General features: G+C 75.2%; 28 protein-coding genes. 15 read left to right on the forward strand and 13 right to left on the reverse strand.

The genetic code is table 11. The features are described from left to right. The first annotated feature begins 114 nt into the window (after positions 1-114). A complete protein-coding gene (locus AB0C87_RS34145; protein ID WP_360581291.1) occupies positions 115-1,155 on the forward strand; it encodes a hypothetical protein in 1,041 nt (346 codons plus the stop codon). A 22-nt stretch (positions 1,156-1,177) separates the two neighbouring features. Here the strand turns inward: AB0C87_RS34145 and rox are convergent, their stop codons facing one another. Beyond that, the gene (gene rox, locus AB0C87_RS34150) at positions 1,178-2,605 is read right to left on the reverse strand and encodes a rifampin monooxygenase (protein WP_360581292.1); all 1,428 of its coding nucleotides are present in this window, start codon (positions 2,603-2,605) and stop codon (positions 1,178-1,180) included. A gap of 396 nt (positions 2,606-3,001) precedes the next feature. Between rox and AB0C87_RS34155 the strand changes: the two genes are divergently transcribed. Continuing rightward, the gene (locus tag AB0C87_RS34155; protein ID WP_345181851.1) at positions 3,002-3,520 is read left to right on the forward strand and encodes a MarR family transcriptional regulator; all 519 of its coding nucleotides are present in this window, start codon (positions 3,002-3,004) and stop codon (positions 3,518-3,520) included. A gap of 28 nt (positions 3,521-3,548) precedes the next feature. On the opposite strand, the gene AB0C87_RS34160 is transcribed toward AB0C87_RS34155, so the two are convergent. Further along, a complete protein-coding gene (locus AB0C87_RS34160; protein WP_345181849.1) occupies positions 3,549-4,535 on the reverse strand; it encodes a WYL domain-containing protein in 987 nt (328 codons plus the stop codon). Between the two features lie 105 nt (positions 4,536-4,640). On the opposite strand from AB0C87_RS34160, the gene AB0C87_RS34165 reads away from it, so the two are divergent. Further along, complete coding sequence (locus AB0C87_RS34165) at positions 4,641-5,066, forward strand: VOC family protein (RefSeq protein ID WP_360581293.1); 426 nt, start codon at positions 4,641-4,643, stop codon at positions 5,064-5,066. A gap of 60 nt (positions 5,067-5,126) precedes the next feature. Here AB0C87_RS34165 and AB0C87_RS34170 read toward each other — a convergent pair whose 3' ends face one another. Further along, positions 5,127-7,436 (reverse strand): excinuclease ABC subunit UvrA, encoded by a 2,310-nt coding sequence (locus tag AB0C87_RS34170; protein ID WP_360581294.1) that lies wholly within the window; start codon positions 7,434-7,436, stop codon positions 5,127-5,129. 81 nt (positions 7,437-7,517) lie between these two features. On the opposite strand from AB0C87_RS34170, the gene AB0C87_RS34175 reads away from it, so the two are divergent. Both AB0C87_RS34175 and AB0C87_RS34180 read left to right on the forward strand, forming a co-directional pair. Continuing rightward, positions 7,518-8,336 carry a TetR/AcrR family transcriptional regulator C-terminal domain-containing protein gene (locus AB0C87_RS34175; protein WP_345181843.1) on the forward strand — a complete coding sequence of 273 codons (819 nt, stop codon included), beginning with the start codon at positions 7,518-7,520 and terminating at the stop codon, positions 8,334-8,336. 129 nt (positions 8,337-8,465) lie between these two features. Further along, the gene (locus AB0C87_RS34180; protein ID WP_360581295.1) at positions 8,466-9,077 is read left to right on the forward strand and encodes a hemerythrin domain-containing protein; all 612 of its coding nucleotides are present in this window, start codon (positions 8,466-8,468) and stop codon (positions 9,075-9,077) included. A gap of 32 nt (positions 9,078-9,109) precedes the next feature. Here the strand turns inward: AB0C87_RS34180 and AB0C87_RS34185 are convergent, their stop codons facing one another. Genes AB0C87_RS34185 through AB0C87_RS34215 form a run of 7 tightly spaced genes read right to left on the reverse strand, consistent with a single transcriptional unit; the run spans position 9,110 to position 13,561 of the window. Beyond that, entirely contained in the window at positions 9,110-10,921 is a 1,812-nt protein-coding gene (locus AB0C87_RS34185; RefSeq protein ID WP_360581296.1) for a complex I subunit 5 family protein, read from the reverse strand. Then, positions 10,918-11,271, reverse strand: a complete 354-nt coding sequence (locus AB0C87_RS34190) for a cation:proton antiporter subunit C (protein WP_345181837.1) — start codon at positions 11,269-11,271, stop codon at positions 10,918-10,920. Before AB0C87_RS34190 ends, AB0C87_RS34185 begins: the two co-directional genes overlap by 4 nt. After that, positions 11,268-11,990 carry an MnhB domain-containing protein gene (locus AB0C87_RS34195; RefSeq protein ID WP_345181835.1) on the reverse strand — a complete coding sequence of 241 codons (723 nt, stop codon included), beginning with the start codon at positions 11,988-11,990 and terminating at the stop codon, positions 11,268-11,270. Before AB0C87_RS34195 ends, AB0C87_RS34190 begins: the two co-directional genes overlap by 4 nt. After that, positions 11,987-12,385: a DUF4040 domain-containing protein gene (locus tag AB0C87_RS34200; protein ID WP_360581297.1), complete on the reverse strand. Its 399-nt coding sequence runs from the start codon at positions 12,383-12,385 to the stop codon at positions 11,987-11,989. The genes AB0C87_RS34195 and AB0C87_RS34200 overlap by 4 nt, the downstream gene beginning before the upstream one ends. A 6-nt stretch (positions 12,386-12,391) precedes the next feature. Next, complete coding sequence (locus AB0C87_RS34205; RefSeq protein WP_360581298.1) at positions 12,392-12,682, reverse strand: monovalent cation/H(+) antiporter subunit G; 291 nt, start codon at positions 12,680-12,682, stop codon at positions 12,392-12,394. 13 nt (positions 12,683-12,695) lie between these two features. Continuing rightward, the gene (locus AB0C87_RS34210) at positions 12,696-12,962 is read right to left on the reverse strand and encodes a monovalent cation/H+ antiporter complex subunit F (protein WP_345181828.1); all 267 of its coding nucleotides are present in this window, start codon (positions 12,960-12,962) and stop codon (positions 12,696-12,698) included. After that, complete coding sequence (locus AB0C87_RS34215) at positions 12,959-13,561, reverse strand: hypothetical protein (protein ID WP_360581299.1); 603 nt, start codon at positions 13,559-13,561, stop codon at positions 12,959-12,961. Before AB0C87_RS34215 ends, AB0C87_RS34210 begins: the two co-directional genes overlap by 4 nt. Before the next feature lie 225 nt (positions 13,562-13,786). Here AB0C87_RS34215 and AB0C87_RS34220 point away from each other — a divergent pair, with 225 nt between their 5' ends. From AB0C87_RS34220 to AB0C87_RS34260, 9 genes are all read left to right on the forward strand, one after another. Further along, positions 13,787-14,215, forward strand: coding sequence for a hypothetical protein (locus AB0C87_RS34220; protein WP_345181824.1), 429 nt, complete (start codon positions 13,787-13,789; stop codon positions 14,213-14,215). Positions 14,216-14,418: 203 nt separating this feature from the next. After that, the gene (gene gvpJ, locus AB0C87_RS34225; protein WP_345181821.1) at positions 14,419-14,853 is read left to right on the forward strand and encodes a gas vesicle protein GvpJ; all 435 of its coding nucleotides are present in this window, start codon (positions 14,419-14,421) and stop codon (positions 14,851-14,853) included. After that, entirely contained in the window at positions 14,850-15,638 is a 789-nt protein-coding gene (locus AB0C87_RS34230) for a GvpL/GvpF family gas vesicle protein (protein ID WP_360581300.1), read from the forward strand. Before gvpJ ends, AB0C87_RS34230 begins: the two co-directional genes overlap by 4 nt. 6 nt (positions 15,639-15,644) lie before the next feature. Beyond that, on the forward strand, positions 15,645-15,896 hold the full coding sequence (locus tag AB0C87_RS34235; RefSeq protein ID WP_345181817.1) for a gas vesicle protein GvpG: 252 nt from the start codon (positions 15,645-15,647) through the stop codon (positions 15,894-15,896). Positions 15,897-15,906: 10 nt separating this feature from the next. Beyond that, positions 15,907-16,164, forward strand: a complete 258-nt coding sequence (gvpO, locus tag AB0C87_RS34240) for a gas vesicle protein GvpO (protein ID WP_345181815.1) — start codon at positions 15,907-15,909, stop codon at positions 16,162-16,164. 15 nt (positions 16,165-16,179) lie between these two features. Continuing rightward, positions 16,180-16,566, forward strand: coding sequence for a gas vesicle protein (locus AB0C87_RS34245; RefSeq protein WP_345181978.1), 387 nt, complete (start codon positions 16,180-16,182; stop codon positions 16,564-16,566). Continuing rightward, a complete protein-coding gene (locus AB0C87_RS34250) occupies positions 16,563-17,480 on the forward strand; it encodes a GvpL/GvpF family gas vesicle protein (RefSeq protein WP_360581301.1) in 918 nt (305 codons plus the stop codon). The genes AB0C87_RS34245 and AB0C87_RS34250 overlap by 4 nt, the downstream gene beginning before the upstream one ends. Next, entirely contained in the window at positions 17,477-17,683 is a 207-nt protein-coding gene (locus AB0C87_RS34255) for a gas vesicle protein (protein ID WP_229810634.1), read from the forward strand. Before AB0C87_RS34250 ends, AB0C87_RS34255 begins: the two co-directional genes overlap by 4 nt. Further along, a complete protein-coding gene (locus AB0C87_RS34260; protein WP_360581302.1) occupies positions 17,680-18,219 on the forward strand; it encodes a gas vesicle protein K in 540 nt (179 codons plus the stop codon). The genes AB0C87_RS34255 and AB0C87_RS34260 overlap by 4 nt, the downstream gene beginning before the upstream one ends. 37 nt (positions 18,220-18,256) lie before the next feature. Here AB0C87_RS34260 and AB0C87_RS34265 read toward each other — a convergent pair whose 3' ends face one another. After that, a complete protein-coding gene (locus tag AB0C87_RS34265) occupies positions 18,257-19,090 on the reverse strand; it encodes a methyltransferase domain-containing protein (protein WP_353834263.1) in 834 nt (277 codons plus the stop codon). Positions 19,091-19,118: 28 nt separating this feature from the next. Between AB0C87_RS34265 and AB0C87_RS34270 the strand changes: the two genes are divergently transcribed. Continuing rightward, complete coding sequence (locus AB0C87_RS34270; protein ID WP_360581303.1) at positions 19,119-20,681, forward strand: PLP-dependent aminotransferase family protein; 1,563 nt, start codon at positions 19,119-19,121, stop codon at positions 20,679-20,681. Here the strand turns inward: AB0C87_RS34270 and cydC are convergent. Both cydC and cydD read right to left on the reverse strand, forming a co-directional pair. Further along, a complete protein-coding gene (cydC, locus tag AB0C87_RS34275; protein WP_360581304.1) occupies positions 20,630-22,348 on the reverse strand; it encodes a thiol reductant ABC exporter subunit CydC in 1,719 nt (572 codons plus the stop codon). The genes AB0C87_RS34270 and cydC overlap by 52 nt on opposite strands. Beyond that, positions 22,345-23,922, reverse strand: a complete 1,578-nt coding sequence (cydD, locus tag AB0C87_RS34280; RefSeq protein ID WP_360581317.1) for a thiol reductant ABC exporter subunit CydD — start codon at positions 23,920-23,922, stop codon at positions 22,345-22,347. Before cydD ends, cydC begins: the two co-directional genes overlap by 4 nt. Between the last annotated feature and the right edge of the window lie 18 nt (positions 23,923-23,940).

Here is a 23,940-nt window from a genome sequence, read left to right on the forward strand (position 1 = left end):
GGGTTCGCCTACGACCGCGGAGTGGTTCGGGCCCTTCTCTCCGTCTGAAGACGGAGAGAAGGACCAGTCCGCCGCCGGAGGCGCGGAGGCGGGGCCCGTCCCTACCGTCGAGGGATGGTCCCTCCTTCGAACCGGCGGCGGCAGCGGCGCGCCGCTGCGGCGCTGGTGCTCGTCGCGCCCGCCGTCGCCGAGCTCACGCTCGGCTCGGTCCCCGTGAAGATGCTGTGGCTCGTCGTCCTCTATGTGCCGATCTACGGGGCCGGGGTGCTGCTGATCCGCGAGGCGGTCCGCCGGACGGGCGGCGGGGCGGGCGCCCTGCTGCTGATGGGCCTCGCCTACGGCCTGGTCGAGGAGGGGCTGGCGCTGCAGAGCCTCACCAGCCCCCACCTGTACGGCGCCGCCGGGTGGGGGCCCAGGCCGTGGGGGGTCAACGCCCCCTACGCCGAGCTGAACCTTCCCTATCACGCGGTGTTCAGCGTCCTGCTGCCGGTCACGCTCGTCGAGCTGGCGTTCCGCGACCTCGGCCGGACGCCCTACCTGCGCCGCGCGGGGCTGGCCGGCACCGCCGCCGCGGCGCTGCTGGGGGCGGCGCTGCTGCGGGTGTCGGTGCCTCCGGTGGAGGACCCCGGCTACCTGCTGTCGGGCCGCGCCGCCCTGGTGGTCCTCGGGCTGGCGGCCGCGGCGGTGACGGCGGCGCTCGCCGTGCGGTCGGGGCGCGGGGTCCGCGCCCCGGCCCGCGCCGCGGTGCCGGTTCCCGGGCTGTTCCGGCTCGGGGCCGTGTGCGCCGTGGCGGCGTTCGCCTTCTTGGCGCTGCTGTTCCCTTTCGCCGGGGCGCACCATCCGGCGTTCCTGCCCCGCGCGTGGGCGCCGCTGCCGATGGCCGCCGCGGCGGCGGTCGCCGCGGCGACCGGCTTGGCGCTGCGCCGGTGGAGCGGGGCGGACGGGTGGACGGCCCGTCACCGGCTGGCCGCCGCGACCGGAGCGCTCGTCGCCCACACCGTCTTCGGCCTCGTCTCCCACACCCGCGATCCGCTCGACACGGCCGGCCTCGCCGTCATCGGAGCGGCGATGGTCCTGCTGCTTCACCGTCTCGACCTTCGCCTCGCCGCCGGTCCCGCAGCGTCCGAAGGCGCTTGGCCGCGGGCCGGTCGGTGAGCAGGCGCGGGCGTGTGACCGCTCAGGCGGTGGCGGCGCCGAACCATTCGGCCATGGGGCCGCGCAGGCCGTCCTGGTCATCGCCGACCCATGCCACGTGGCCGTCGGGCCGCAGCAGGGCCGCGGGGACGTCCAGTTCCTCGCTGGTGTCGGCGACGTGGTCGACGCGGTCCTCCCAGCCCGCGACCGACAGGCGGCCGGTCTGGTCGAGCAGCAGTCCGCGGCCGTCGTGCATCAGCTCGTAGAGGCGGCCCCGCTTCAGGACGACGTCCCGGAGCCTGCGGCCGACGAGGGGGTGCTCGCCGCCGAGGTCGTAGCGGATCCCGGTCGCGATGATCTTCTCGGTCAGGTGCCGGTTCACCTCGTCGAAGTCCATCAGCTCCGACAGCAGCCGCCGCACGGCCACGGGGCCCGGCTCGGTGGACAGCAGCTCCATCTGCACGCGGGTGTTGTCCAGGACGTCGGCCGCCACGGGGTGCCGTTCGGCGTGGTAGGTGTCCAGCAGTCCCTCCGGCGCCCGGCCGCCGACCTCGGCGGCCAGTTTCCAGCCGAGGTTGAAGGCGTCCTGGATGCCGAGGTTGAGTCCCTGGCCGCCGACGGGCGGGTGGATGTGCGCCGCGTCGCCGGCCAGCAGCACCCGCCCGACCCGGTAGCGCTCGACGAGCCGGGTGGCGTCGCCGAAGCGCGACAGCCAGCGGGGGGAGTGGACGCCGAAGTCGGTGCCGGCGACCGCCCGGAGGCGGCGCTTGAACTCCTCGAGCGTCGGCGGGGCCGAGCGGTCCTCGGCCACTCCCTCGGCGGGCACGATGACGCGGGTGACGCCGTCCCCGAGCGGTCCGATGCCGAACCGCTTCTCGGTCTCGCGGACCTCGGCCGTCACGGCGGCCATCTCCTCGGGCGGCGCGGTGGCCTGCATCTCGCCCAGGAGCGTGTCGACCCGGGTGGGCTCGCCGGGGAAGGCGACGCCGAGCAGCCTGCGGACGGTGCTGCGGCCGCCGTCGCAGCCGACGAGGTAACGCGCTCGCAGCCGCGTGCCGTCGGCCAGTTCGGCGGTCGCCCCGTCCTCGTCCTGGCTCACCCCGACGACCTCGCTGCCGCGCCGGATCTCGGCGCCGAGCTCGGCGGCGCGCTCGGCCAGCAGCCGGTCGGTGACGGGCTGCGGGATGCCGAGGACGTAGGGGTGGGCGGTGTCCAGCCCTTCGGGCGCGGGCTTGCGGATGGCGGCGAAGAAGCCGCCGACCGGGTACGTCTTGCCGTGCGCGAGGAAGCGCTCCAGCAGGCCGCGCTGGTCCATCACCTCGATGCTGCGCGCGTGCAGCCCGAGCGAGCGCACGAACGGCGCCGGCTCCTCGTCCTTCTCCAGGACGAGGACGCCCACCCCGTGCAGCCGCAGCTCGCCGGCCAGCATCATGCCGGTCGGCCCGCCGCCGACCACGATCACGTCGATCATGAAACCCCATTCACGAGAGTGGTTCTCGGCCGTCCCCCGGCGCGGGTCGCGCGCGCCGGTTCCCCGCGGATGCGCCGCACTGGTCGCGTCCCCGTTCACGCAGGTACTGGCCTCGGCCGACGATTCTGCGGCACGACGGGGGCCTTGCCGCAAGCCCCCCGGTCCGCTATAAGTTGAAAATGGAGGGGGCGCGTCGACGTCTTCTCCCTCTCAGTTGCCCCGGCCCGTGCATGTTGAGCACCGCCGCCGCACACCTCTCACCGCGGTGCGCCGCGTCTCCAGTCCGGTTCCGCGCCCACGCTCCGCCAGGTGCCACTTGCTTCATGGTCGACCTCAGCGCCGGCGCCTGTCCTGATTGATAATCTCAACGTTGAGATTGTCGCGGGAGGGCGGGACATGGCGGACGCGGTGGACGCGATCCTGGCGCAGTGGGGCCGCGAGCGTCCCGACCTGGACGTGTCGGCGATGGGCGTCGTCGGGCGGATCTCGCGGGCGCAGTCGCTGCTCGGGCGGGAGCTGAAGGAGTTCTTCGCCGCGCGGGGGCTGGAGAGCTGGGAGTTCGACGTCCTGGCGACGCTGCGGCGGCACGGCGCCCCCTACGAGCTGACCGCGGGTGCGCTGCTGCGGTCGGCGATGGTCACCTCGGGGGCGATCACCAACCGGATCGACCGGATGGAGGCCAAGGGCCTGGTGGAGCGGGTGCGCGACACCGGTGACCGCAGGTCGGTGCGGATCCGGCTGTCGCCGCGCGGCCTGGAGATCGTGGACGAGCTGGTCGGCCTGCACGTCGCCAACGAGGAGCGCCTGCTGGCGGCGCTGTCGCCGGACGAGCGGGGGCGCCTGGCGGCCGCCCTGCGGACGCTGCTGGAGTCGCTCGGCGACACGACCCTCGGCTCTGCGCCCGGCGAGCGCTGAGGTCCCCGGCCGCGCGCACGCGGGCGGTTCACGGCTCGGCGGCGGTCAGGTCGCGGATGGCGCGGGTGGCGCGGTCGGCGATGGCGGCCAGGTGGCCGGCGAGTTCGGGCGGGTCCAGCAGCGTGTAGTCGATGGGCAGCAGGGTGACGCGGTAGGCCAGGAAGCGCATCGAGTCCGACCGGGTGTGCAGGAGGCAGGTGCGGTCGTCGGCGGGTTCCAGGACGCCCTGCCAGGCGGTGACGTGCTCGGCGGCCTCCTCGATGGGGGCGTGCAGAAGCAGCCGCGCGCGGATCGTGCCCGAGCCGCCGGCCAGGGTGTCCATGGCCCAGGAGGCGGCGTCGGCGCCGCCGGGCAGGTGGAGTTCGGGGCCGCGCATGCCGGTGCGGTGCGGGTCGGTGACGCGGTCGGCGCGGAAGGTGCGCCAGGCGGCGCGGTCCTCGTCGTGGGCCACCACGTACCAGCGGCGGCCGGCGGTGACGAGGCGGTGGGGCTGGGCCAGCCGGCGGGTGCCGCGCCCGTCGGCGGCGGTGTAGGTGAAGCGGATCTTCTCGCGGGCGAGGCAGGCGGCGGCGAGCAGCGCCAGGACGGCGGGGTCGGCGGGGGGCGGCGCGCCGTCCTGCGGGGGGAGGGGCACGGCGGCCTCGGTGAGGGCGGCGACGCGGTGCCGGAGCCGGTGGGGAAGGACCTGGTCGAGTTTGGCCAGGGCGCGCAGGGAGGCGTCCTCGATGCCGGTGACGGCCCCGGCGGCGGCGGTGCGCAGGCCTATCGCGATCGCGGTGGCCTCGTCGTCGTCCAGCAGCAGCGGCGGCATCGCGGCGCCGGCGGTGAGCCGGTAGCCGCCGGTGTTGCCGTGGGTGGCGTGGACGGGGTAGCCGAGGTCGCGCAGGCGGTCGATGTCGCGGCGGATGGTGCGGGCGGTGACGCCGAGCCGCGCGGCCAGTTCGGTGCCCGACCATTCGCGGGGCGTCTGCAGGAGGGACAGCAGCTGGAGCAGCCGTCCGGACGGATCACGCATGCCGTCCATCCTGCCGCGCCAATAGGACCTTGGGTGACCTATTGGCCGTCTAGCGTTGCCTGCATCGGGTCGGAACGTCCGGTTCCGATGGATCGGAGGCACGACATGCTGCGGGGATTCGCCACCATCAACTTCTGGGCGGACGACGTGGAGGCGGCCAAGGACTGGTACGCCGAGCTGCTGGGGACGCAGCCGTACTACCGCGTCGCGGGCCCGGACGGCCGTGCCGCCTACTACGAGTTCCGGGTGGGCGACTACGAGCACGAGCTGGGGTTGGTCGACGCCCGGTTCCGTCCCGGGGCGCCGCCGGCGGGTCCGGGCGGGGCGGTCATGTTCTGGCACGTGGACGATCTGGAGGCGGCGGTGGAGCGGCTGCTGGCGATGGGCGCGGCGCTGCACGAGAAGATCACCGAGCGGGGCGAGGGCACGGGGTTCGTGACCGCGTCGGTGGTCGACCCGTTCGGCAACGTGCTGGGCGTGATGACCAACCCGCACTACCTGGAGGTGCTGGCCAAGGCCGCGCCCCGCTGACGGCGCCGCCCGCGCCCGCCGGGCGGCCCGCCGGGGCCCGCCCGGCGGGCCGGGGCCGGGTCAGGCGTCCTGGACGTACTCGCGCAGGTGGCGGGCGGTGAGGGTGTCGGCGCCGGCGACCAGCTCGGCGGGCGTTCCGGTGAACACGACGCGGCCGCCGTCGCTGCCGGCGCCGGGGCCAAGGTCGATGATCCAGTCGGCGTGGGCCATGACGGCCTGGTGGTGCTCGATGACGATGACGGTGTTGCCGCCGTCGACGAGCCGGTCCAGCAGCGCCAGGAGCTGGTCGACGTCGGCCAGGTGCAGGCCGGTGGTGGGCTCGTCCAGGACGTAGGTGGCGGCCTTCTCGGCCATGTGGATGGCGAGTTTGAGGCGCTGGCGCTCCCCGCCGGACAGGGTGGTGAGGGGCTGGCCCAGCCCGAGGTAGCCCAGGCCGACGTCGGCGAGGCGGTCCAGGACGGCGCGGGCCTGGCCGGTGGTGAAGAACTCGCGGGCCTCGGCGACGCGCATGGCCAGGACCTGGCTGATGTCCTTGCCGCGCAGGGTGTAGGTGAGGACCTCGGCGGTGTAGCGGCGGCCCTGGCACTGCTCGCACACCGAGGCGACGCCGGCCATCATCGCCAGGTCGGTGTAGACCAGCCCGATGCCCTTGCAGGCCGGGCAGGCGCCTTCGGAGTTGGCGCTGAACAGGGCGGGTTTGACGCCGTTGGCCTTGGCGAAGGCGGTGCGGACGTGGTCCAGCAGGCCGGTGTAGGTGGCGGGGTTGCTGCGGCGGGATCCGCGGATGGGGGACTGGTCGACCACGACGACGCCGTCGCGTCCGGGCAGGGACCCGTGGATGAGGGAGCTCTTGCCCGATCCGGCGACGCCGGTGACGACGGTGAGGACGCCGAGGGGGATCTCGGTGTCGACGTCCTTGAGGTTGTGCAGGTTCGCGCCCTTGATGGCGAGGTGCCCCGACGGCTCGCGGACCTTGTCGCGCAGCCGGGCGCGGTGGTCGAGGTGGCGTCCGGTGAGGGTGCCGGAGGCGCGGAGCCCGGGCAGGTCGCCGGTGTAGCAGATCCGTCCGCCCTCGGTGCCGGCGCCGGGGCCGAGGTCGACGACGTGGTCGGCGATCGCGATGGTCTCGGGCTTGTGCTCGACGACCAGGACGGTGTTGCCCTTGTCGCGCAGGCGCAGCAGCAGGTCGTTCATGCGGGCGATGTCGTGGGGGTGCAGGCCGGCGGTGGGCTCGTCGAAGACGTAGGTGATGTCGCTGAGGCTGGAGCCGAGGTGGCGGACCATCTTGACGCGCTGGGCCTCGCCGCCCGACAGGGTGGGGGACTCGCGGTCGAGGCTGAGGTAGCCCAGGCCGATCTCGACCAGGGAGTCCAGGGTCTCCTGGAGGGCGGCGAGCACCGGCGCGACGGACGGCTCGGTGATCTCGCGGACGACGGCGGCCAGGTCGCTGATCTGCATGGCGGCGCAGTCGGCGATGTTGAGCCCGCCGATGCGGCTGGCGAGGGCGGCCTGGTTGAGGCGGGCGCCGCCGCAGGCCCCGCACGCGCTGAAGGCGACGGCGCGCTCGACGAACGCGCGGATGTGGGGCTGCAGCGACTCGGTGTCCTTGTCCAGGTAGAGGCGCTTGACCTTGACCAGCAGGCCCTCGTAGGTGGTGTTGATGCCACTGCTCTTGATCTTGGTGGCGGGCTTGTGGAGCAGGTCGTCCCACTGGGCGGGGGTGTAGTCGCGCAGCTTGGCGTCGGGGTCGAACAGCCCCGAGTCGGCGATCACCTTCCAGTACCAGGATCCGACGGCGAAGTTCGGGACGGTGACGGCGCCCTCGTTGAGGGACAGGTCCCGGTCGACCAGCTGGTCCAGGTCGATGCGGGAGGCGCGGCCGAGCCCCTCGCAGTCGGGGCACATGCCCTCGGCGTTGTTGAAGCTGAACGCCGAGGAGGTGCCGGCGTGCGGCCGCCCGAGCCGGCTGAAGATGATGCGCAGCATGGTGTGGGCGTCGGTGGCGGTCCCCACGGTGGAGCGGGAGTTGGCGCCCATCCGCTCCTGGTCGACCACGATCGCGGCGCTGAGGTTGCGCAGCGCGTCGACGTCGGGGCGGCCGACGCTCGGCATGAAGCCCTGCACGAACGCGGTGTAGGTCTCGTTGATCAGGCGCCGCGACTCGGCCGCGATGGTGCCGAACACCAGGGACGACTTGCCCGATCCCGACACCCCGGTGAACACGGTCAGGCGGCGCTTGGGGACGTCCAGGCTGACGTCGGCGAGGTTGTTCTCCCGCGCGCCGCGGACCTCGATCACGTCGTGGGCGTCGGCGGCGCGGAGCCCGCCGGCGGGCGGCTCGGGCTGCGCGGTCGTCGGCTGGAGCGGCATGGGGGCTTCCTCACTCGCTTGATATCTTAGGGCGTAAAGAGATCCTCGATTTCGATAGTTTATGGCATAAGGAGATGCAGGTTGGTCGTCTTCGCCGGGCAGGGCGATCCACGCCGCTCGATGGACCTGCTGTGGCGCGGCGCGCAGGCGCCCCGCACGGGGCCGGGGCCGCGGCCGGGGCTGAGCGTGGAGATCATCGTGGACGCGGCGATCGCCGTCGCGGACGCCGAGGGCATGGCGGCGCTGTCGATGCGCGCGGTCGGGGAGCGGCTCGGCCGCACGGCGATGGCCCTGTACACCTACGTGCCGGGCAAGGCCGAGCTGGTGGACCTGATGTACGACCGCGCGCTGGCGGAGCTGCCCGGCGGCTACGACGCCGCGGACGGCTGGCGGGCGGCGCTGACCCGGTGGGCGCGGGACTCCTGGGAGTTCTACCTGCGGCATCCGTGGATGCTGCAGGTGTCGCAGGCGCGGCCCGTGCTCGGCCCGAACGAGTACCGGGCGCTGGAGGCGCTGCTGGGCGTGCTGGCCGCCACCGGGCTGTCGGCGCGGCGGGTGCGGCGTGCGGTGTCGGCGCTGTCGAGCGTGGTGCGCGGCGCGGCGCAGACCCTCGCCGAGTCGCGGCAGGCGGTGCGGGCGACGGGACTGTCGGAGGAGCAGTGGTGGCACGGCCGGGCGGGGGCCCTGGAGGCGCTGGCGCCGGGGTTCGCCGAGTGCTTCCCGCTGGTGGCCTGGCTGAACTCCGAGGACTCCCTCGGCGACGCCGAGGACGTCCCCTACCTGGAGCAGGCGGCGCGGGAGGCGTTCGAGGGCGGCCTGGCGCTCGTCCTGGACGGCATCGCCGCCGCCATGGCAGCCGGATCGGACGGCGGAGGGGACGGCGGAGGGGACGGCGGCTGACCGGGTGGCGCGGGGCGTGTGACGTGGGTCTCTCGGGCGCGCCGGACGTCACATCGGGGCCGCCGGAGCCCTCCTATGGGTATGGAGACCTTCGCAGGTTCGGAGACTTCCGCGACGCGGCCGCGGGACATGACGTGCCGCACCCTCCTGTACGCCGCCCACCAGGCGTTCCGCCGGGATCTGGACCGGCTCGCGGCGGCCGCGGCTGCGGGCAAGGGCCGGGCGGGGCACGTGCGCGCGGGCTGGGAGAACCTCAAGGAGCAGATCCGGCTGCACCAGGAGCTGGAGGACGGGTGGCTGTGGCCGCGGGTGGAGCGCGCGGTGGCGGGGCGCCGGGCCGAGCGGGCGGTGCTGGAGGAGATGCGCGCCGACCACGCCCGCCTGGGCCCGCTGGTCGCCCGCGTCGACGCGGCGATGAACGGCGCGGCGGGGGAGGGCGGTGATCTGCCGGCGGCGGTGCGCGAGCTGCGCGAGGCGCTGGAGCGGCATCTGCGGCACGAGGAGATGAGCGCGCTGCCGCTGGCGGAGTCGGTGCTGTCCGGCGCGGAGTGGCGGGCGCTGGCCGGGGAGGCGCGGGACCGCTGCGCGGCGGGGACGCCGCTGTTCGTCCCGTGGGTGGTGGACGGGATCGGCCCGGTCGAGCGGAGCCGGTTCCTCACGGCGTTGCCCAAGCCCCTGCGGGAGCTGAACCGGGTGATGTGGGAGCCCCGCTACCGCAAGCGCCGGCTCTGGAGCATCTGACCCGCCGGAGGCTCCGGGAAGCTCCGGGGCGGTCAGAAGCGGGTGGTGAGCAGAGCCAGGACGGCGACGCCCGCGGTGAGCCAGGCGGCGTAGTCGCCGACGTGCCCGGAGTGCAGTTCGTGCAGGCGGCGGGTGGCGGCGCCGACGGCGCGCCCCAGCGGGGCGCGTGCGGAGGGGGCCGCTGAGGGGGTGTGAGCGGCGCGGCGGACGCCGGCGGCGGCCACGGCCAGTGCCAGCAGCACGGTGACGGCCGAGCCGGCGAGGCCCGCGGCCGTCCAGGGCTCGGCGGGCGGCGCGTGGGGGTGGGTGAGGCGGCCGTCCAGGACGAGGGCGGCGTAGGCGTCGCGGTCGGCGAACAGCGTGGCGGCGTCGGCGACGGGCCCGCCGGGCAGCAGCCCGATCGCCAGGCCGGCGGCCAGCAGCGCGACGGCGGGCGTGACCATGACCCAGGGGATGGACGTGAGGGTGACGGGCGTCTCGGGGCCTTCGTGCTCGTCCTCCTCCGCTGGTCCGTTCTGGCCTGGGTCGCGGCGCGGGTGCATGCCGCGCCACACCACGAGCCACACGCGCAGGACGGCTCCGGCGGTGACGGCTGAGGCGGCGATGGACAGGGGCGTGAACCACCACCAGCCCTGCTCCTGGACGGCGTGCTCGGTGACGGAGTGCCCGGCGAACAGCCCGGAGGGCGGGAGCCCGGCCAGGCACAGCCCTCCGATGAGGACGACGGCGCCGGTGACGGGCATGACGCGGCCGCGGCCGCGCAGGTCGCGGGCGTCGACGGTCTGGTACCGGTTCAGCAGGGCCCCGGCGGCGAGGAACAGCGCGCCCTTCACGCCGGCGTGCCCGGCCAGGTAGTAGGCGGTGCCCGACAGCGCCGCGGGGGTGCCGGCGGCGACGCCGAGCAGGAGCAGCCCGGCGTGGCTGATGGTGGAGTAGGCCAGCAGCCGCTTGATGTGGTGCTGCAGGACGCACATGACCGCGCCGAGCAGCGCCGCGGCGGCGCCGAGGACGGCGACGGCGCGCAGCGGCACCAGTCCGGGGAACACGGCCCAGTAGGTCCGCGCGACCCCGTACACGCCGAGTTCGACCATGACGCCGGAGAACAGGACGCAGACGGGGGTGGGGGCGACGGCGTGGGCGTCGGCGAGCCAGAAGTGGAAGGGGACGGCGGCGGCCTTGACGAGGTAGCCGGTGCAGATGAGCACGAACGCGGCGGTGATCAGGGCGCCCGGGCGGCCGTGGTGGCCGGCGACGGCGAGGTGGCGGCCGATGGCGGCCAGTCCGAGCTGCCCGGTGCGGCCGTAGACCAGGGCGATGCCGGCGAGGGTGAGGTAGGCGCCCAGGGACTGGACGATGCCGAAGTTGAGGGCGCCGTGGACGGTGGCGGGCTCCTCGGAGCGGTAGCCGGTGAGCGCGAACGCCACGACGCTCATCAGCTCGAAGAACACGAAGGCGTCGAACAGGTCGCCGGTGTAGACGAACGCGCACATGGAGGCCAGGAACAGCAGGATGAGCGCGTGGAAGACGGCCTGGATCTCGGTGAAGTAGCGCCAGGAGAACGCCAGGGCGGCCAGGGTGAGGGCGGCGGCGACGCAGGCGAGCGCGGCGGCGAGGGGGTCGGCGGCCAGGGGGATGCCGACGCCGGTGGCCGGGCCCCAGCCGCCGAGCCAGGTGACCTGGGGGCGGTGGGGGGCGCGGGCGAGGGTGAGGCCGGTCAGGGCGGTGACGGCGGCGGCGGTGGCCAGGGCGGTGATGTCGACGGCGGGGCGCGGCAGCCACCGTCCGGTGGCGGCGAGCAGGGCGGCGACCAGGACGGGCAGCGCGACGGTGGCCTGCAGGATCACGGTTCGAGGGGGCGCAGGGCGCCGGGGTCCAGGGTGCCGCGCCGTTTGGCGACCTGGACGGCCAGGGCGAGCAGCAGCGCGGTGACGGTGGCGCCGACGACGATGTCGGTGAGGGTCATGGCCTGGACGACGGGGTCGGTGACGGGCCCGCCGGCGGGGGGCGGCGGGCGGTCGGAGAACACGGGGGCGGTGGCGCCGGAGCGGTACCCGATGGCCAGCAGCAGCACGTAGGTGCCGGACTGGGTGACCGACAGGCACACCACGGCGTGCACGAGGTCGCGGGTGGTGACGATGCCGTAGAGGCCGGCGAGCATGATCCAGCCGGCGGCGAGGTAGGGGACGGTGCTCATGCGGGCTCCCGCGGGTCGCCGGTCCCGGGGTGCTCGCGGACCAGGAGTGCCTGTTCGAAGAACTTGCCGAGCAGCAGGACCGAGGCGCAGCCGACCTCGATCCCGACGGCGGTGTTGAGGGCGGGGACGCGCACGGCGGGGGAGGCTCCGGCGGCGGCCAGGGCCAGCAGGACGAACGCGGCGGCGGCGACGGCCTCGGCGGACTCGAACACCGGGATGGGCCGCAGCCGCTGCAGGGCGGGGTAGTCGCCGGCCAGGTAGAGCAGGTGGATCGCGGTGCCGAGGACGACGCCGCCCTGGAAGCCGCCGCCGGGTGACTGGGCGCCGTGGGCGACGATGTAGACGCCGGTGAGCAGGGTGAAGGGGAGCAGGAGGTGGCCGACGACGCGCAGCGCGTCGGAGACCTCGGCGGGCCCGTGCCGGTGGGTGGCGCCGTCGCTCTCGTCCTCGCTGCGCACGACGCGCAGCAGCGCCACGGCGGCGAGCGCGGCCGACAGCAGGATGAGCTCCTCGCCGAGGGTGTCGAAGGCGCGCTGGTCGAAGTTGACGGAGGAGACGGCGTTGGAGGTGCCGCGCCGCAGGGCCTGGTGGACGGCGCGGTCGGAGTAGGGGTGCAGGGGGCCGCCGAAGGCGGGCAGGCCGAGCGTCCCGGCGGTGAACAGGGCGGCGGTCCCGGCGGCGCCGGCGGCGAACAGCGAGACGCGGGTGCGGGGCCTCACCGGCGCGTCCGCCCGCCGCCGCGGCCGTGGCTCTCCCCGGCTTCTGTTCCGCGCTCGCCGTTCCCGCCGTTCCCGCCGTTTCCGTTGTCGCGGTAGCGGCGGGTGGCGTGCAGTGCCAGCACGACCAGCAGCGGCACGAGGACGGTCCCGACGCCGATCTGGGACATCGCGACGTCGGGGGCCTGCAGGACGAGGAACAGCAGGCCGAGGACCATCCCGTAGCCCGACAGCACGATCGCCTGGCGGACGGGGTCGCGGGTCAGGACGACGGCGGTGGCCATCAGCGCGGCCAGGGCGAGGGAGACGGCGATGAGGGCGTCGGACAGCGGCCCGGGCAGCGCGTCCGGCGCGGCGGCCACCAGCGCGGGCGCTGGGGCGGTGAGGACGGTGGTCACGGCGGGTCACTCCGTCCGGCCGGCGCGTTGGACGGCCTGCCCGGCGGTGCTGATCGTGGCGGGGCCGGTCGCGGCGAGCAGGACGGCGATGACGGCGAGTTTGGCGACGTCGTGCCAGGACGACCAGGGCCGCAGCGCCAGCCCGGCGATGAGCAGCGGCGCGGCCAGGACGGTGACGGGCGCGACGGCGTGCAGGCGGGCGGCGGCGCCGTGGGTGAAGGGCAGCCGCAGTCCGGTGGCGACGGCGAGGGCGGTTCCGGCCCAGGTCAGCGTGTCGGCGAGCAGGTTCAGGCTCATCGGGGCTCCCCTTTCACAGGGTCCGGCTCAGGAACCGGGCGAACACCAGGGACCCGGCGAACGACAGCAGCGCCAGGACCAGGGCGACGTCGAGGTAGGCGGGCCGGCCGTAGGCGGCGGACAGCAGCAGCAGCGCGAGGGTGACCAGCGGGCCGGTGACGATCAGCCCGGCCAGCCGCCCGGCGGGCCGGCCGCGCAGCGTGGCCAGCAGCACCGGCGGCAGCGCGCCGATCATGAGGACGAGGGCGGGGATCGCGGTGCCCGCGACGTCGGTCGTCACCGGTCGCCTCCCCGGTCGCCTCCGGCGGGCGGGGAGCCGTGGGCGGCGCGGTGCCGGGGGTCGTCGACGAGCCCGGCGCGCCGCAGGCTCCGCTCGAACGGCGACGGACCGGTCAGGCGGTGCACGCGCAGCAGCGCGCGTTCGGGGTCGACGCCGCCGACGTAGGCGCCGGGGGAGGCCGACATCAGCAGGGTCGCGGCGGCGCGGCCGGCGGGGCCGGGCGGGCAGGCCAGCGTCGTCCAGTCCCCGCCGGACGCGCCGCGCGCGGTGATGCGGGCGGTGTCGGCGACGACCTGGGCGGGCAGCCGGGCCAGGGGCGGGAGGAGGCGGGCGGGCGGGACGGCGGGGGAGGGGCCGCGGTCCTCGGGCGGGCGGGCGGCGCCGGTGGCGAGCAGGACCCGGCGCGCGGCGACGGCGGCGGCGGCGCCCGCGGCGGCAGCGAGGGCCCCGACGGTGATCTCGGTGAGGGAGATGGCCGACACCAGGGCCAGGTACACCGCCAGCAGCGCCGTCCACCAGGCCAGCGGCTCGGCGGCACGCCGGGCGGGGCCGGGTCGCGGCCGTGGTCCCGGCGCGCCCGGCGGCTCATCGGGTGGCATGGGGTGCGGCATACCCGGAGCGAGGGTTCCAACCGTCGGCGGCGGCCGCCCGCCGTATGCGGGGCCTGCCGCGCCGGGCGGCGCGGGGGCGGCTCGCATGTTTGCGGTGGCCGGGTGGGGTACGCCGCGGTACGGCCGACGAACGCGATTCTTCGCCGGCGGGGCGCCGCGCCCGGTGCGGCGCCCCGCCGGTTCGGCAGGCAGATCCCCCCGACGGAAGGACGGATGATGGAGACCCCCTCGGTCCCGGGCAACGGGTCCGGACAAGCGAGCAAGAACGTCAGCAGGGCGGCGGGCAAGGCGGCGGGCACGGCCGAGGCCGCCGGCACGGGCGCGAAGAGCACCGCCAAGGGCACCAAGGACAGCGCCAAGAGCACCAAGGACACAGCGAAGGGCACGGCCAACAGCGGTGCGAAGAGCACCGCGGGTACCGCCAAGGGCGCGGCGCAGAGCGCCCAGGGCACCGCGCAGGGCGCGGCGAAGACGGCGGGGACCGGGGTGGCGCGGGCCGGCGGCCAGGTGGCGGCGCTGCCCGGCCGCGTGGCGGGCGTGGCCAAGCTGCTCACGCTGGGACGGTTCCTGAGGGCGGTGCCGGTGGCGGGCGCGGCCGTCGCCGGGATCGTCGTCGGGCGCCTCTCCGCCCGCAAGCGCTGACCCCGGCGTTTCGCGAGTCTTTCGACGAGGGCGACGCCCCCGCAGAACCCGGTTCTGCGGGGGCGTCGCGCATGTCTGGACGGACATTTCGCCTTGACCAGCACATAACCGGAAACGGTTCTCCTGTTTAGGCAGACCGAGACGGGTACACCGGGGTTCATGCTTCACCCCCAAACGGGTCAACCCCGAGAAGGAGCGATCACATGACTGGGCCGGTCGCCCAGCAGACTTCGGGCAGCAATGTCGTGCAGCGCGGCGGTTCCGGCAGCGGTCTCGCCGACGTCGTCGACCTGATCCTGGAGAAGGGTCTGGTCATCGACCTGTACGCGCGGGTCTCGCTGGTGGGAATCGAGATCCTCACGATCGACGTGCGGATCGTGGTCGCCAGCGTCGACACCTACCTGCGGTTCGCCGAGGCGGTGAACCGTCTGGACATCGCTCACGACGGCACCTCGCAGGGCCTGCCGGAGTTCGTTGGCGGAATGCAGGAGTCGGGCGCGAAGAAGAAGACGCGCGGTGCCCTGGAGGGGGCCCAGGAGCGGCTGAAGGAGACCTTCGGCGGCGACTCCGACGAGGAAGAGGACAAGGAACCCGCGCGGCGCCGCTCGTCGCGCAAGAAGGAGGACGAGGAAGAATGAGCACGCCTCAGACCCCCGGCGGCTCTGAGGCCGGGGACCGGATCCCGCAGTACGTGTACGGGGTGACCCAGTCGGGCGTGGCGCTGCCACCGGACCTGGCCGGGCTGGACGACCGGCCGGTGTCGCTGGTGGAGGACGGCGGCACGGCCGCCGCCGTCGTCAGCGACCTGCCGGCCGACCGCGCCCTGGGCGAGCGCGCCGACCTGGTCGCGCACCAGCGGGTCCTCAACGCGCTGGTCGATGCCGGCACCGTGGTCCTGCCGTTCCGGTTCGGGGCCGCGCTGGCCGACCGCGGCGCGGTGGAGAAGGAACTGCTGGCCGACAACTCCGAGCGCTTCGCGCAGGTCCTGGACCAGCTGGACGGCCGGGTCGAACTGCGCGTCAAGGGCACCTACGTCGAGGACGCGGTGCTGCGGGAGATCATGCAGAACGACCCGGAGGTCGCCGAGCTGGCGCAGCGGCTGCGGGAGGTCCCGGCCGACGCCGCCGACGCCGTCTACTACGACCGCGTCCGGCTCGGCGAGCTGATCGCGCAGTCGATGCAGCGGCTCCGGGAGAGCGACGAGCAGGTCCTGCTGGACGGGGCGGCCTCGGCGGCCGAGGCGTTCACGCGCAAGACCCCGGCCCGCGAGGAGGACGTCCTGGACGCCTCCTTCCTGGTCCGCGCCGACCGCCGCGCCGCGTTCGAGGAGGCCGTGGAGAAGCTGGGGCAGCAGCACGGCGACCGGATCCGCATCCGGCTCATCGGGCCGCTGCCGCCCTACGACTTCGTTCCGGAGGCGTGACAGGCGATGGGATTCTTCACCGGTCTGGTCACGGCCCCCCTCGCGCCCGTCAAGGGCGTGATGTGGCTGGCCGAGACCCTGACCGAGCAGGCCGAGGCGCAGCTGTACGACCCGGGGCGCATCGCCGCGGAGATGCAGCAGGTGGCCGACGAGGCCGCCGCCGGCGAGATCACCGAGGAGGAGGCCGCCGAGCGCGAGGAGGAGCTGATCCGCCGCTTGAACGAGGGCCGCGCCCGCGGCTACCAGCCGGGCGGCTAGGAGGCCGGTGATGTTGTCCGCGTCCAAGGCCGCCGCGATGGCGGTGGAGCACGTGACGGCGATGACCGGCCGCAGGGCCGAGAGCGTCGTGGGAATGGAGCGCACGGAGGAGGGCTGGCGCGTCAAGGTGGAGGTCGTGGAGACCCACCGCATCCCCGACTCGGCGGACATCCTCGCGGTCTACGACACCGAGGTGGACGCCGACGGGGAGCTGGTGAGCTACCGGCGCGCCGGCCGCTACTCCCGCGGACGAGTGGAGAGGAACTGAGCGGCTGTGAGTGAGATCTCCTGGACCGGCCAGCGCTCGCCGGCGCGGTCGGTGGCCGGGGAGCGGCAGGGCGCCAACCTGGCCGACCTGCTGGAACGCATCCTCGACAAGGGGATCGTGATCGTCGGGGACGTCCGGGTGAACCTGCTGGACATCGAACTGCTGACGATCAAGCTTCGGCTGCTGGTGGCGTCGGTGGACCGGGCCAAGGAAATGGGCATCGACTGGTGGGAGCACGACCCGTCGCTGTCGTCCAAGGCCCGGCAGAAGGAGGTGGACGGCCAGGGCGACCGCGAGCTGCTGGAGGAGAACCGGCGGCTGCGCGAGCGCCTGGCCGCCCTCGAGGCCGGCGCCGACGGCGCCGCCGAACGGACCGGAGACGGAAAGGAGCCCTCATCATGACCGCCCCCGGGTTCGCCGGCCGGACCGCCGGCGACCACGCCGCCGACCCGGCCGGCACCGGCGTCTACCTGTACGGAGTCGCGCGCGGCCTGGACCCGGCCGCGCTGCGCGACGCTTCCGGGGTGGCCGGCGCGCCCGTGCGCGGCGTGGTCGCGGCAGGACTGACCGCCCTGGTCAGCACCGTCCGGCTCGACGAGTACGGCGAGGCGGCGCTGCGCGCCAACCTGGAGGACCTGCAGTGGCTGGAGGCCACCGCCCGCGCCCACCACGACGTGGTGGACCGGGCCGCGCACGCCGCCCCGACCGCGCCGGTGCGCATCGCGACCATCTACCGCGACGACGCCCGCGTCGCCGAGGTCCTCACCGACGAGGGCGGCCGGTTCACCGAGGTCCTCGACCTCATCGACGGCCGCTCGGAGTGGGGCGTGAAGGCCTACGCCGACCCTGAACTGCTGCGCGGCGACACCGGCCGCGACGGCCCCGACCCCGGTGGGGGGCTCGCGCCGGGCGCCGAGCCCCTCACCGGCCCCCGCCAGGACGCGGGGGACGCGGAAGGCGCGGAAGGCGCGGAGGGCGCGGCCCCCGCCGGGCCGGGAGCGGCGTACCTGCGGCGCCGGCAGCAGGAGCGCCGCCGCCGCGCCGACGCCGGCCGCCGGGTCGGCGAGCAGGCCGACGCGGTGCACGCCGAACTCGCCGACCACGCCGTGGCGTCCCGGCACCACCCGCCGCAGGACCCGCGCCTGTCGGGCCGGGCGGGCACCCAGATCCTCAACGTCGCCTACCTGCTGGACGAGGAGCAGGTGGAGGGGTTCCTGGCGGTGGCGCGGGCCGCCGACCAGAGGCTGGCGGGCATCGAGGTGGAGGTGACGGGGCCCTGGCCGCCCTACTCCTTCATCGAGCCGGGGGCGGCGTGACGGCCCTCCTGGACCAGGGCCGCGACGCCCCGATGGAGCGGATCGCGCTGGTCGACCTGCTGGACCGCCTGCTGGCGGGCGGCGTCGTCATCACCGGCGACCTGGTCATCTCGATCGCGGGCGTGGACCTGGTGGAGGTGTCCCTGCGGGCGCTGATCACCTCCGTCCGCGACGAGCTGCTGCCCGAGGAGGAGCGACCGTGACCCGACCCGACCATCGGCCCCCCGGCCCGACCGGCGCCGGGCCCTCCGCGCGCGGCGACCGCGAGCGGGGGAGCCGCGACCCGGTCAGCGGGGAGGTGTCGGTGCACGACCCCGCCGTCGGCGACCCCTTCACCGACGACATCCTGGCCGGCCGCACCGAATCGTCCTCCCCGGGGACCTCCGCCGGAGCCACCCACGGGGACGCCCCGGTGCGCGCCGCGCCGGTGCGGGAGGCGGACCTGCGGGAGCGGTCCTCGCGCACGATGCAGCGGCTGCGCTCCGACCCCGAGACGGTCGAGCGGGACCTGGTGAAGCTGGTGCTGACCCTGGTCGAACTGATCCGGCAGCTCATGGAGCGGCAGGCGCTGCGCCGCGCCGAGGGCGGCGACCTCACCGACCAGCAGATCGAGGACCTCGGGCTGGCGCTGATGCGCCTGGACGAGGCGATGACCCGCCTCAAGGACCACTTCGACCTGGACGACCACGACCTCAACCTCGACCTCGGCCCCCTCGGCCCGCTCCTGCCCGACAACTGACCGGCCCGCCCTCTGGCCCCGTCTCCAGGGGCGGCTCTCACCCCGGGTTCACGGCGGTGGCCTTGAAGAACGTGTAGTGGAACGTTCCGTCGGCGTCCGCGGCGCGGTGCAGGTCGGCGACCCCCCGGTCGAAGTCGGCCGGGGTGGCCAGCCCCGCCGCGACGGCCTCCCCGCGCACCGACTCGATCATCGCGGTGAAGGTGTCGCGGGTGAAGGCCCGCCGCAGGCCGGGCCGCGCCCGGTCGGCGTACACGGTCCGCGGGACCACGCCGACCCGCGCGTACCCGGCCTCGGCCAGCAGCGGCCCCAGCCGCCGCCCGAGCAGCGCGTCGCCGCCCGCCGCGGCCTGCAACGCGACCTGATGGGCGATCGCGGCGCGCGCGTGGGCGCTGTCAGGGTGGAAGAACGCCGACCCGTGGTCGCCCTCGACGGCCGTGAGGGTCCCCCCGGGCCGCAGCACCCGCCGCAGACCCGCCAGCACGGCGCGCGGATCGGGCAGATGCTCCAGCACGAAGCACACGAACACGTGGTCGAACTCCGCGTCGCCGAACGGCAGGTCCCGCAGGTCCGCGCACCGCCACCGCACCCCCGCGGCGGGGAAGGACGCCTCGACGCGGGCACGGGCCTGCTCCAGCGACTCCCGCGAAAGGTCCACCGCGGTCAGGCGCGCACCGGGGGAGCGCGCCACCAGATGCACCGTCTGCGCCCCCACCCCGCAGCCGGCCTCCAGCACCCGGCTGCCCGCCGGATAGGCCGTCCCGTCGTGCACCAACGCGGCCAGAGCGTCGGCCTGGTCGCCGAGCCGCCGCGCCTCCCGTCCCGAGTACCCGTGCACGTAGCCGCCGGGACCGTCCGTCATCGTGGTTTCCATGCGACCACCGTGGCCGCACAATGGCCCAGTGAACAGGTCCAAAGACGACGAACCGAACAGGTCCGTAACGCCAGGGTCGGACTTCCTGCACCTCGACCCCGCCGACGCCCCGCCCGGCGGGCTCGCCGACTGGCTCGCCGGACGCCTCCGCGACGCCGTCGCCGACGGCCGCCTGCCCGTCGGAACCCGCCTGCCCGCCACCCGCGTCCTGGCCGCCGAACTGCGCGTCTCCCGCGGCGCGGTCACCGAGGCCTACCAGCGCCTGGCCGACGAAGGCCACCTGGCCGGACGCGGCCGAGCCGGCACCATCGTCGTCGCGGCCCCCCTCACCCCAGCACCTCCACCCGAACACCCCACTCGGGTGACCACCGTTCCAGCCCCGGCGCTGCCCGCCCCGTTCCCCACGCACCCAGGCCCCGACATCTTCGACACCCTGCGCGACCTGCCCGCCGGCATCGACCTGTCACCCGGCCTGCCCGACCTCGCCGCCTTCCCCCGCGCGGCCTGGCAGCGCGCCGAACGCACCGTCCTGCGCGACCTGCCCGCCGCCGGACTCGGCTACGGCGACCCGCGCGGCACCCCCGCCCTGCGCACCGCCGTCGCCGCCTGGCTCGCCCGCTACCGCGGCATCACCGCCGACCCCGGCAGCATCGTCGTCGTCGCCGGCACCGCCCAGGCCCTCGGCCTCGTCGCCCGCGTCCTCACCCGCGAAGGCATCGACCGGATCGCCGTGGAGGACCCCGGCTCCCTCGGCGTCCGCCAGCACCTGGCGCACTGGGGGATGGCCACCCCGCCCGTCCCCGTCGACACCGCCGGCATCCGCGTCGACCGCCTCCACGCCACCGGCGCCCCCGCCGTCCTGCTCACCCCCGCCCACCAGTTCCCCACCGGCACCGTCCTCAGCGGCGACCGCCGCCGCGACCTCACACGCTGGGCCGCCGAAGGCGGCCTGATCATCGAAGACGACTACGACGCCGAACACCGCTACGACCGGCCCCCCGTCCCCGCCCTGCGCTCCATGCTCACCGACCGCGCCTTCTACCTCGGCAGCGTCTCCAAACTCCTCGCCCCCGCACTGCGCACCGGCTGGATCCTGCCCCCGCCCCCGCACCTGGACGCCGTCATCGCCGAGAAACGCTTCGCCGACCTCGGCAACGCCGCCCTCCCGCAACTCGTCCTCGCCGAACTCATGAACTCCGGCGAGATGGAACGCATCCTGCGGCTCCTGCGCCGCCGCCACCGCCGACGCCGCGACACGATGATCCAGGCCATCGCCGCCCACCTGCCCACCGCCGCCGTCCACGGCGCCGCCGCCGGACTGCACCTGACCATCACCTTCCCCGACCACCCCCCAGGCGCCCTCCACGACACCGCCCTCGCCGCCGCCGCACTGGAACACGGCGTCAAAACCCACCCGCTGTCATGGCACGCACAACGCCCCCACCCGCCCGGGCTCGTCCTCGGCTACGCCGCCGTCCCCACCTCAGCCATCACCGACGCCATCGCCGCCCTCGCCCAAGCCCTCCACCACACCCGCCATCACACCGCCGCCCGAGCGGCCAGAACCTCCGCCTCCCACAGATCGCGGTAAGCCCCCGGCACCGCCAGCAACTCCTCATGCCGACCCCGCTGCACCACCCGCCCCCGATCCAGCACCACCACCTCGTCGGCCGCACCCAGCGCCGCCAACCGATGCGTCACCAGCAGCAACGTCCCGCCCCCCGGCGCCTCCAGCAGCTCGCGCGTCACCGCGTCCGCCGCCGCGGGATCCAACCCCTCCGTCGGCTCGTCCAGCACCAGCACCGGCGGATCGGCCAGCAGCGCCCGCGCCAGCAGCAGCCGCTGCCGCTGCCCGCCCGACAACCCGCGCCCACCCGCCCCCACCACCGTGTCCCACCCGTCCGGCAACGCCCGCACCACCTCGGCGAACCGCGCCCGCTCCGCCGCCGCCCACAACCGCTCCTCATCCGCGTCCGGACGCGCCAGCAGCACATTCGCCCGCACCGACGCCGCGAACACGTGCGCGTCCTGCGCCAACCCCCGCACCGCCTCCCGCACATCCCCAGGCGCATACACCCCCACGTCCCGCCCACCGAGCAGCACCGCACCCGCCGCCACCGGCACATCCCCCGACACCGCCGCCAGCAGCGTGCTCTTGCCCGCACCGCTCGCCCCCACCACCGCGACCCGCCGACCCCGCTCCACCCGAAGATCCACCCCGTCCAAAGCCACCCCCTCCCCAAAGGCGACCCGCACCCCCAGCAACTCCACCCCGAGCGGACCCCGCGGCACCACCACCGGACGCACCGGACACGACGCCGGGGGAGAGGCCAGCACCGCCCCGACCCGGCCCACCGCAGGCGCCACCTCCCGCAACCGCTGCGCCGCACCCGCCAACGGCAGCACCGACTCCACCGCCACCAGCGCCGTCAACGCCACCACCGCCGCACCCACCTCGTCCACACCCGCACGCAACCCCGCCCACGCCACCCCCGCGACCGTCACGCCCTGCACCACGAAACCCGCCGCCGCCACCACCGCCGACACCCGCGCCGCCGACCGCTCCGCCCGCTCCAGCCCCCGCACCGCCTCCCGCGCCCGCTCCGCGAACCGCCCCGACGCCCCGAACATCGCCAGATCCCGCGCACCCTCCAGCACATCCAGCGCCCGCACCGCCAACACCTCACGCCCGTCCGCCATCCGCGCCGCCGCACGCCCACCGGCCACCGCCGCCACCCCCGGCAGCACCACCCCCGCCACCAGCAGACCCACCGCCAGCACCACCGCCGCCGACGCCTCCACCAGCGCACACACCGCCACCCCCGCGGCCCCGCACACCACCGACCCCGCCACCGGCAGCACACACCGCAGCAGCAGATCCTGCACGGCGTCCACATCCGACACCATCCGCGTCAGCGCATCACCGTCACGCACCCGCCGCGCCCCCGGACGCGCCGCAGCCAACGCGTCGAACACCCGGCCCCGCAACTCCGCCAGCGCCCGCAACGCCGCGTCATGCCCCGCCAGCCGCTCCACATACCGCAGCGACCCCTTCGCCAGCGCGAACCCCCGCACCGCCACCACCGCCACCGACAACGCCGCCAGCTCCGGACGCTGCGACGCCCGCGCGATCAGCCACGCCGCCGCCGCGATCAACCCCAGCCCGCACAGCTCCGCCGCCGCACCCGCCACGCCCGCCGCCACCAGCCGCACCGCGTGCGGACGCACCGCGCCCCACACCCCCGACACGCCCCTCACGCCGCCACCCCACCGACACGCCCACCGGCCCCCGCGCACACCCGGCCGCCCTCCAACCGCACCACCCGGTCCACCGCCCGCAGCAACGCCGGACGATGCGCCACCAGCACCGCCGTCCGCCCCGCCAGCAACCGCACCGCCGCATCCACCAGCACCCGCTCACTGTGCAGATCCAGCCGTGCCGTCGGCTCGTCCAGCAGCATCACCGGCCCACCCGACAGGAACGCCCGCGCGATCGCCACCCGCTGCCGCTGCCCCGCCGACAACCCCGCACCGCCCTCACCCAGCACCGTCGCCAACCCCTCCGGCAGATCCTCGACGAAATCCGCTGCGGCCGCCCGCACCGCCTCCCGCACCCGCTCCACCCCCGCGCCCGGATCACCCAGCCGGACGTTGTCGGCCACCGACGCCGCGAACAGATGCGGCCGCTGCGGCACCCACCCCACCCGCGCCCGCCACGCCCCCGCCTCCAGCTCCGCGAGATCCACCCCGTCGACCAGCACCCGCCCCGAATCGGGGGACACCAGCCCCGCCAGCACCAGCAGCAGCGTCGACTTGCCCGCCCCCGACGGCCCCGTCACCGCCACCCGCTCACCCGGCCCCACCCGCAGCGACACCCGGTCCAACGCCGCCTCCGCCGCACCCGGATACCGCACCGTCACCTCCTCCAGCACGATCTCCGGAGCCCGCTCACCCGCCACGACCCGGCCCCCGCCCCCCGAAACCGCCGGCGCGTCCAGCACCGCGAACACCTCCCGCGCCGCCGCCACCCCCTCCGCACTCGCGTGGAAACGCTGCCCCAGCGCCCGCAACGGCAGATACACCTCCGGCGTCAGCACCAGCACCAGCAGACCCGTCGCCAGCACCATCTCCCCGCCCAGCAACCGCAACCCCACCGGAACCGCCACCAAAGCCACCGACAGCGCGCACACCAGCTCCAGCACCAGCGACGACAGGAACGCCACCCGCAGCGCCCGCACACTCGCCCGCCGATGCTCACCCGCCAGCTCCCGCACCACCACCGACTGATGACCGGTCCGCCCGAACGCCCGCAACGTCCCCAGCCCCGCCACCACGTCCCGGAAATGCCCGCCCAACCGGTGCAGCAGCCCCCACTGCCGCCCCGTCAACGCCGCCGTCCGCATCCCCACCAGAGCACCGAACACCGGCACCAGCGGAACCGTCACCACCACCACCAGCGCCGACGCCCAATCCGCCGCCACCAGCCGCACCAGCACCACCACCGGCACCGCACACGCCGCCACCACCTGCGGCACATAACCGGTGAAGAACGGATCGACCGCGTCCAACCCCCGGGTCAGCAACGTCACCCGCCCGCCCGCGTCACCCGCCGCCCGCCCCAGCAGCTCACCCCGCAGCCCCCGCTTCACCCGCGCCGCCGCCCGGCCCGCCACCAGCGCAACCGCCCACGCCAGCAACGCACGCCCCGCAACCGCCACCGCGACCCACGGCAACGGGCCCGTATCCAGACCCGCCACCGCCCGCACCAGCAACTCCGCCTGCACCACCAGCAGCACACCCTGACCCGCCGCCAGCACCCCCAGCAGCACCATCACCCGGCCAGGAACCAA

The sequence above is a fragment of the Actinomadura sp. NPDC048021 genome (assembly GCF_040653135.1).
Classification (GTDB): domain Bacteria; phylum Actinomycetota; class Actinomycetes; order Streptosporangiales; family Streptosporangiaceae; genus Spirillospora; species Spirillospora verrucosospora.

Excerpts from the sequence above, each read along its gene's own strand:
- gvpO (WP_345181815.1), top strand. The coding sequence starts at position 15,907 with ATGTTGTCCGCGTCCAAGGCCGCCGCGATGGCGGTGGAGCACGTGACG.
- AB0C87_RS34205 (WP_360581298.1), bottom strand. The coding sequence starts at position 12,682 with ATGAGCCTGAACCTGCTCGCCGACACGCTGACCTGGGCCGGAACCGCC.
- AB0C87_RS34170 (WP_360581294.1), bottom strand. The coding sequence starts at position 7,436 with ATGCCGCTCCAGCCGACGACCGCGCAGCCCGAGCCGCCCGCCGGCGGG.
- AB0C87_RS34235 (WP_345181817.1), top strand. The coding sequence starts at position 15,645 with ATGGGATTCTTCACCGGTCTGGTCACGGCCCCCCTCGCGCCCGTCAAG.
- AB0C87_RS34230 (WP_360581300.1), top strand. The coding sequence starts at position 14,850 with ATGAGCACGCCTCAGACCCCCGGCGGCTCTGAGGCCGGGGACCGGATC.
- AB0C87_RS34165 (WP_360581293.1), top strand. The coding sequence starts at position 4,641 with ATGCTGCGGGGATTCGCCACCATCAACTTCTGGGCGGACGACGTGGAG.
- AB0C87_RS34215 (WP_360581299.1), bottom strand. The coding sequence starts at position 13,561 with ATGCCACCCGATGAGCCGCCGGGCGCGCCGGGACCACGGCCGCGACCC.
- AB0C87_RS34190 (WP_345181837.1), bottom strand. The coding sequence starts at position 11,271 with ATGAGCACCGTCCCCTACCTCGCCGCCGGCTGGATCATGCTCGCCGGC.
- AB0C87_RS34265 (WP_353834263.1), bottom strand. The coding sequence starts at position 19,090 with ATGGAAACCACGATGACGGACGGTCCCGGCGGCTACGTGCACGGGTAC.
- AB0C87_RS34180 (WP_360581295.1), top strand. The coding sequence starts at position 8,466 with ATGACGTGCCGCACCCTCCTGTACGCCGCCCACCAGGCGTTCCGCCGG.
- AB0C87_RS34155 (WP_345181851.1), top strand. The coding sequence starts at position 3,002 with ATGGCGGACGCGGTGGACGCGATCCTGGCGCAGTGGGGCCGCGAGCGT.
- AB0C87_RS34160 (WP_345181849.1), bottom strand. The coding sequence starts at position 4,535 with ATGCGTGATCCGTCCGGACGGCTGCTCCAGCTGCTGTCCCTCCTGCAG.
- AB0C87_RS34220 (WP_345181824.1), top strand. The coding sequence starts at position 13,787 with ATGATGGAGACCCCCTCGGTCCCGGGCAACGGGTCCGGACAAGCGAGC.
- AB0C87_RS34145 (WP_360581291.1), top strand. The coding sequence starts at position 115 with ATGGTCCCTCCTTCGAACCGGCGGCGGCAGCGGCGCGCCGCTGCGGCG.
- cydD (WP_360581317.1), bottom strand. The coding sequence starts at position 23,922 with ATGGTGCTGCTGGGGGTGCTGGCGGCGGGTCAGGGTGTGCTGCTGGTG.
- AB0C87_RS34250 (WP_360581301.1), top strand. The coding sequence starts at position 16,563 with ATGACCGCCCCCGGGTTCGCCGGCCGGACCGCCGGCGACCACGCCGCC.
- rox (WP_360581292.1), bottom strand. The coding sequence starts at position 2,605 with ATGATCGACGTGATCGTGGTCGGCGGCGGGCCGACCGGCATGATGCTG.
- gvpJ (WP_345181821.1), top strand. The coding sequence starts at position 14,419 with ATGACTGGGCCGGTCGCCCAGCAGACTTCGGGCAGCAATGTCGTGCAG.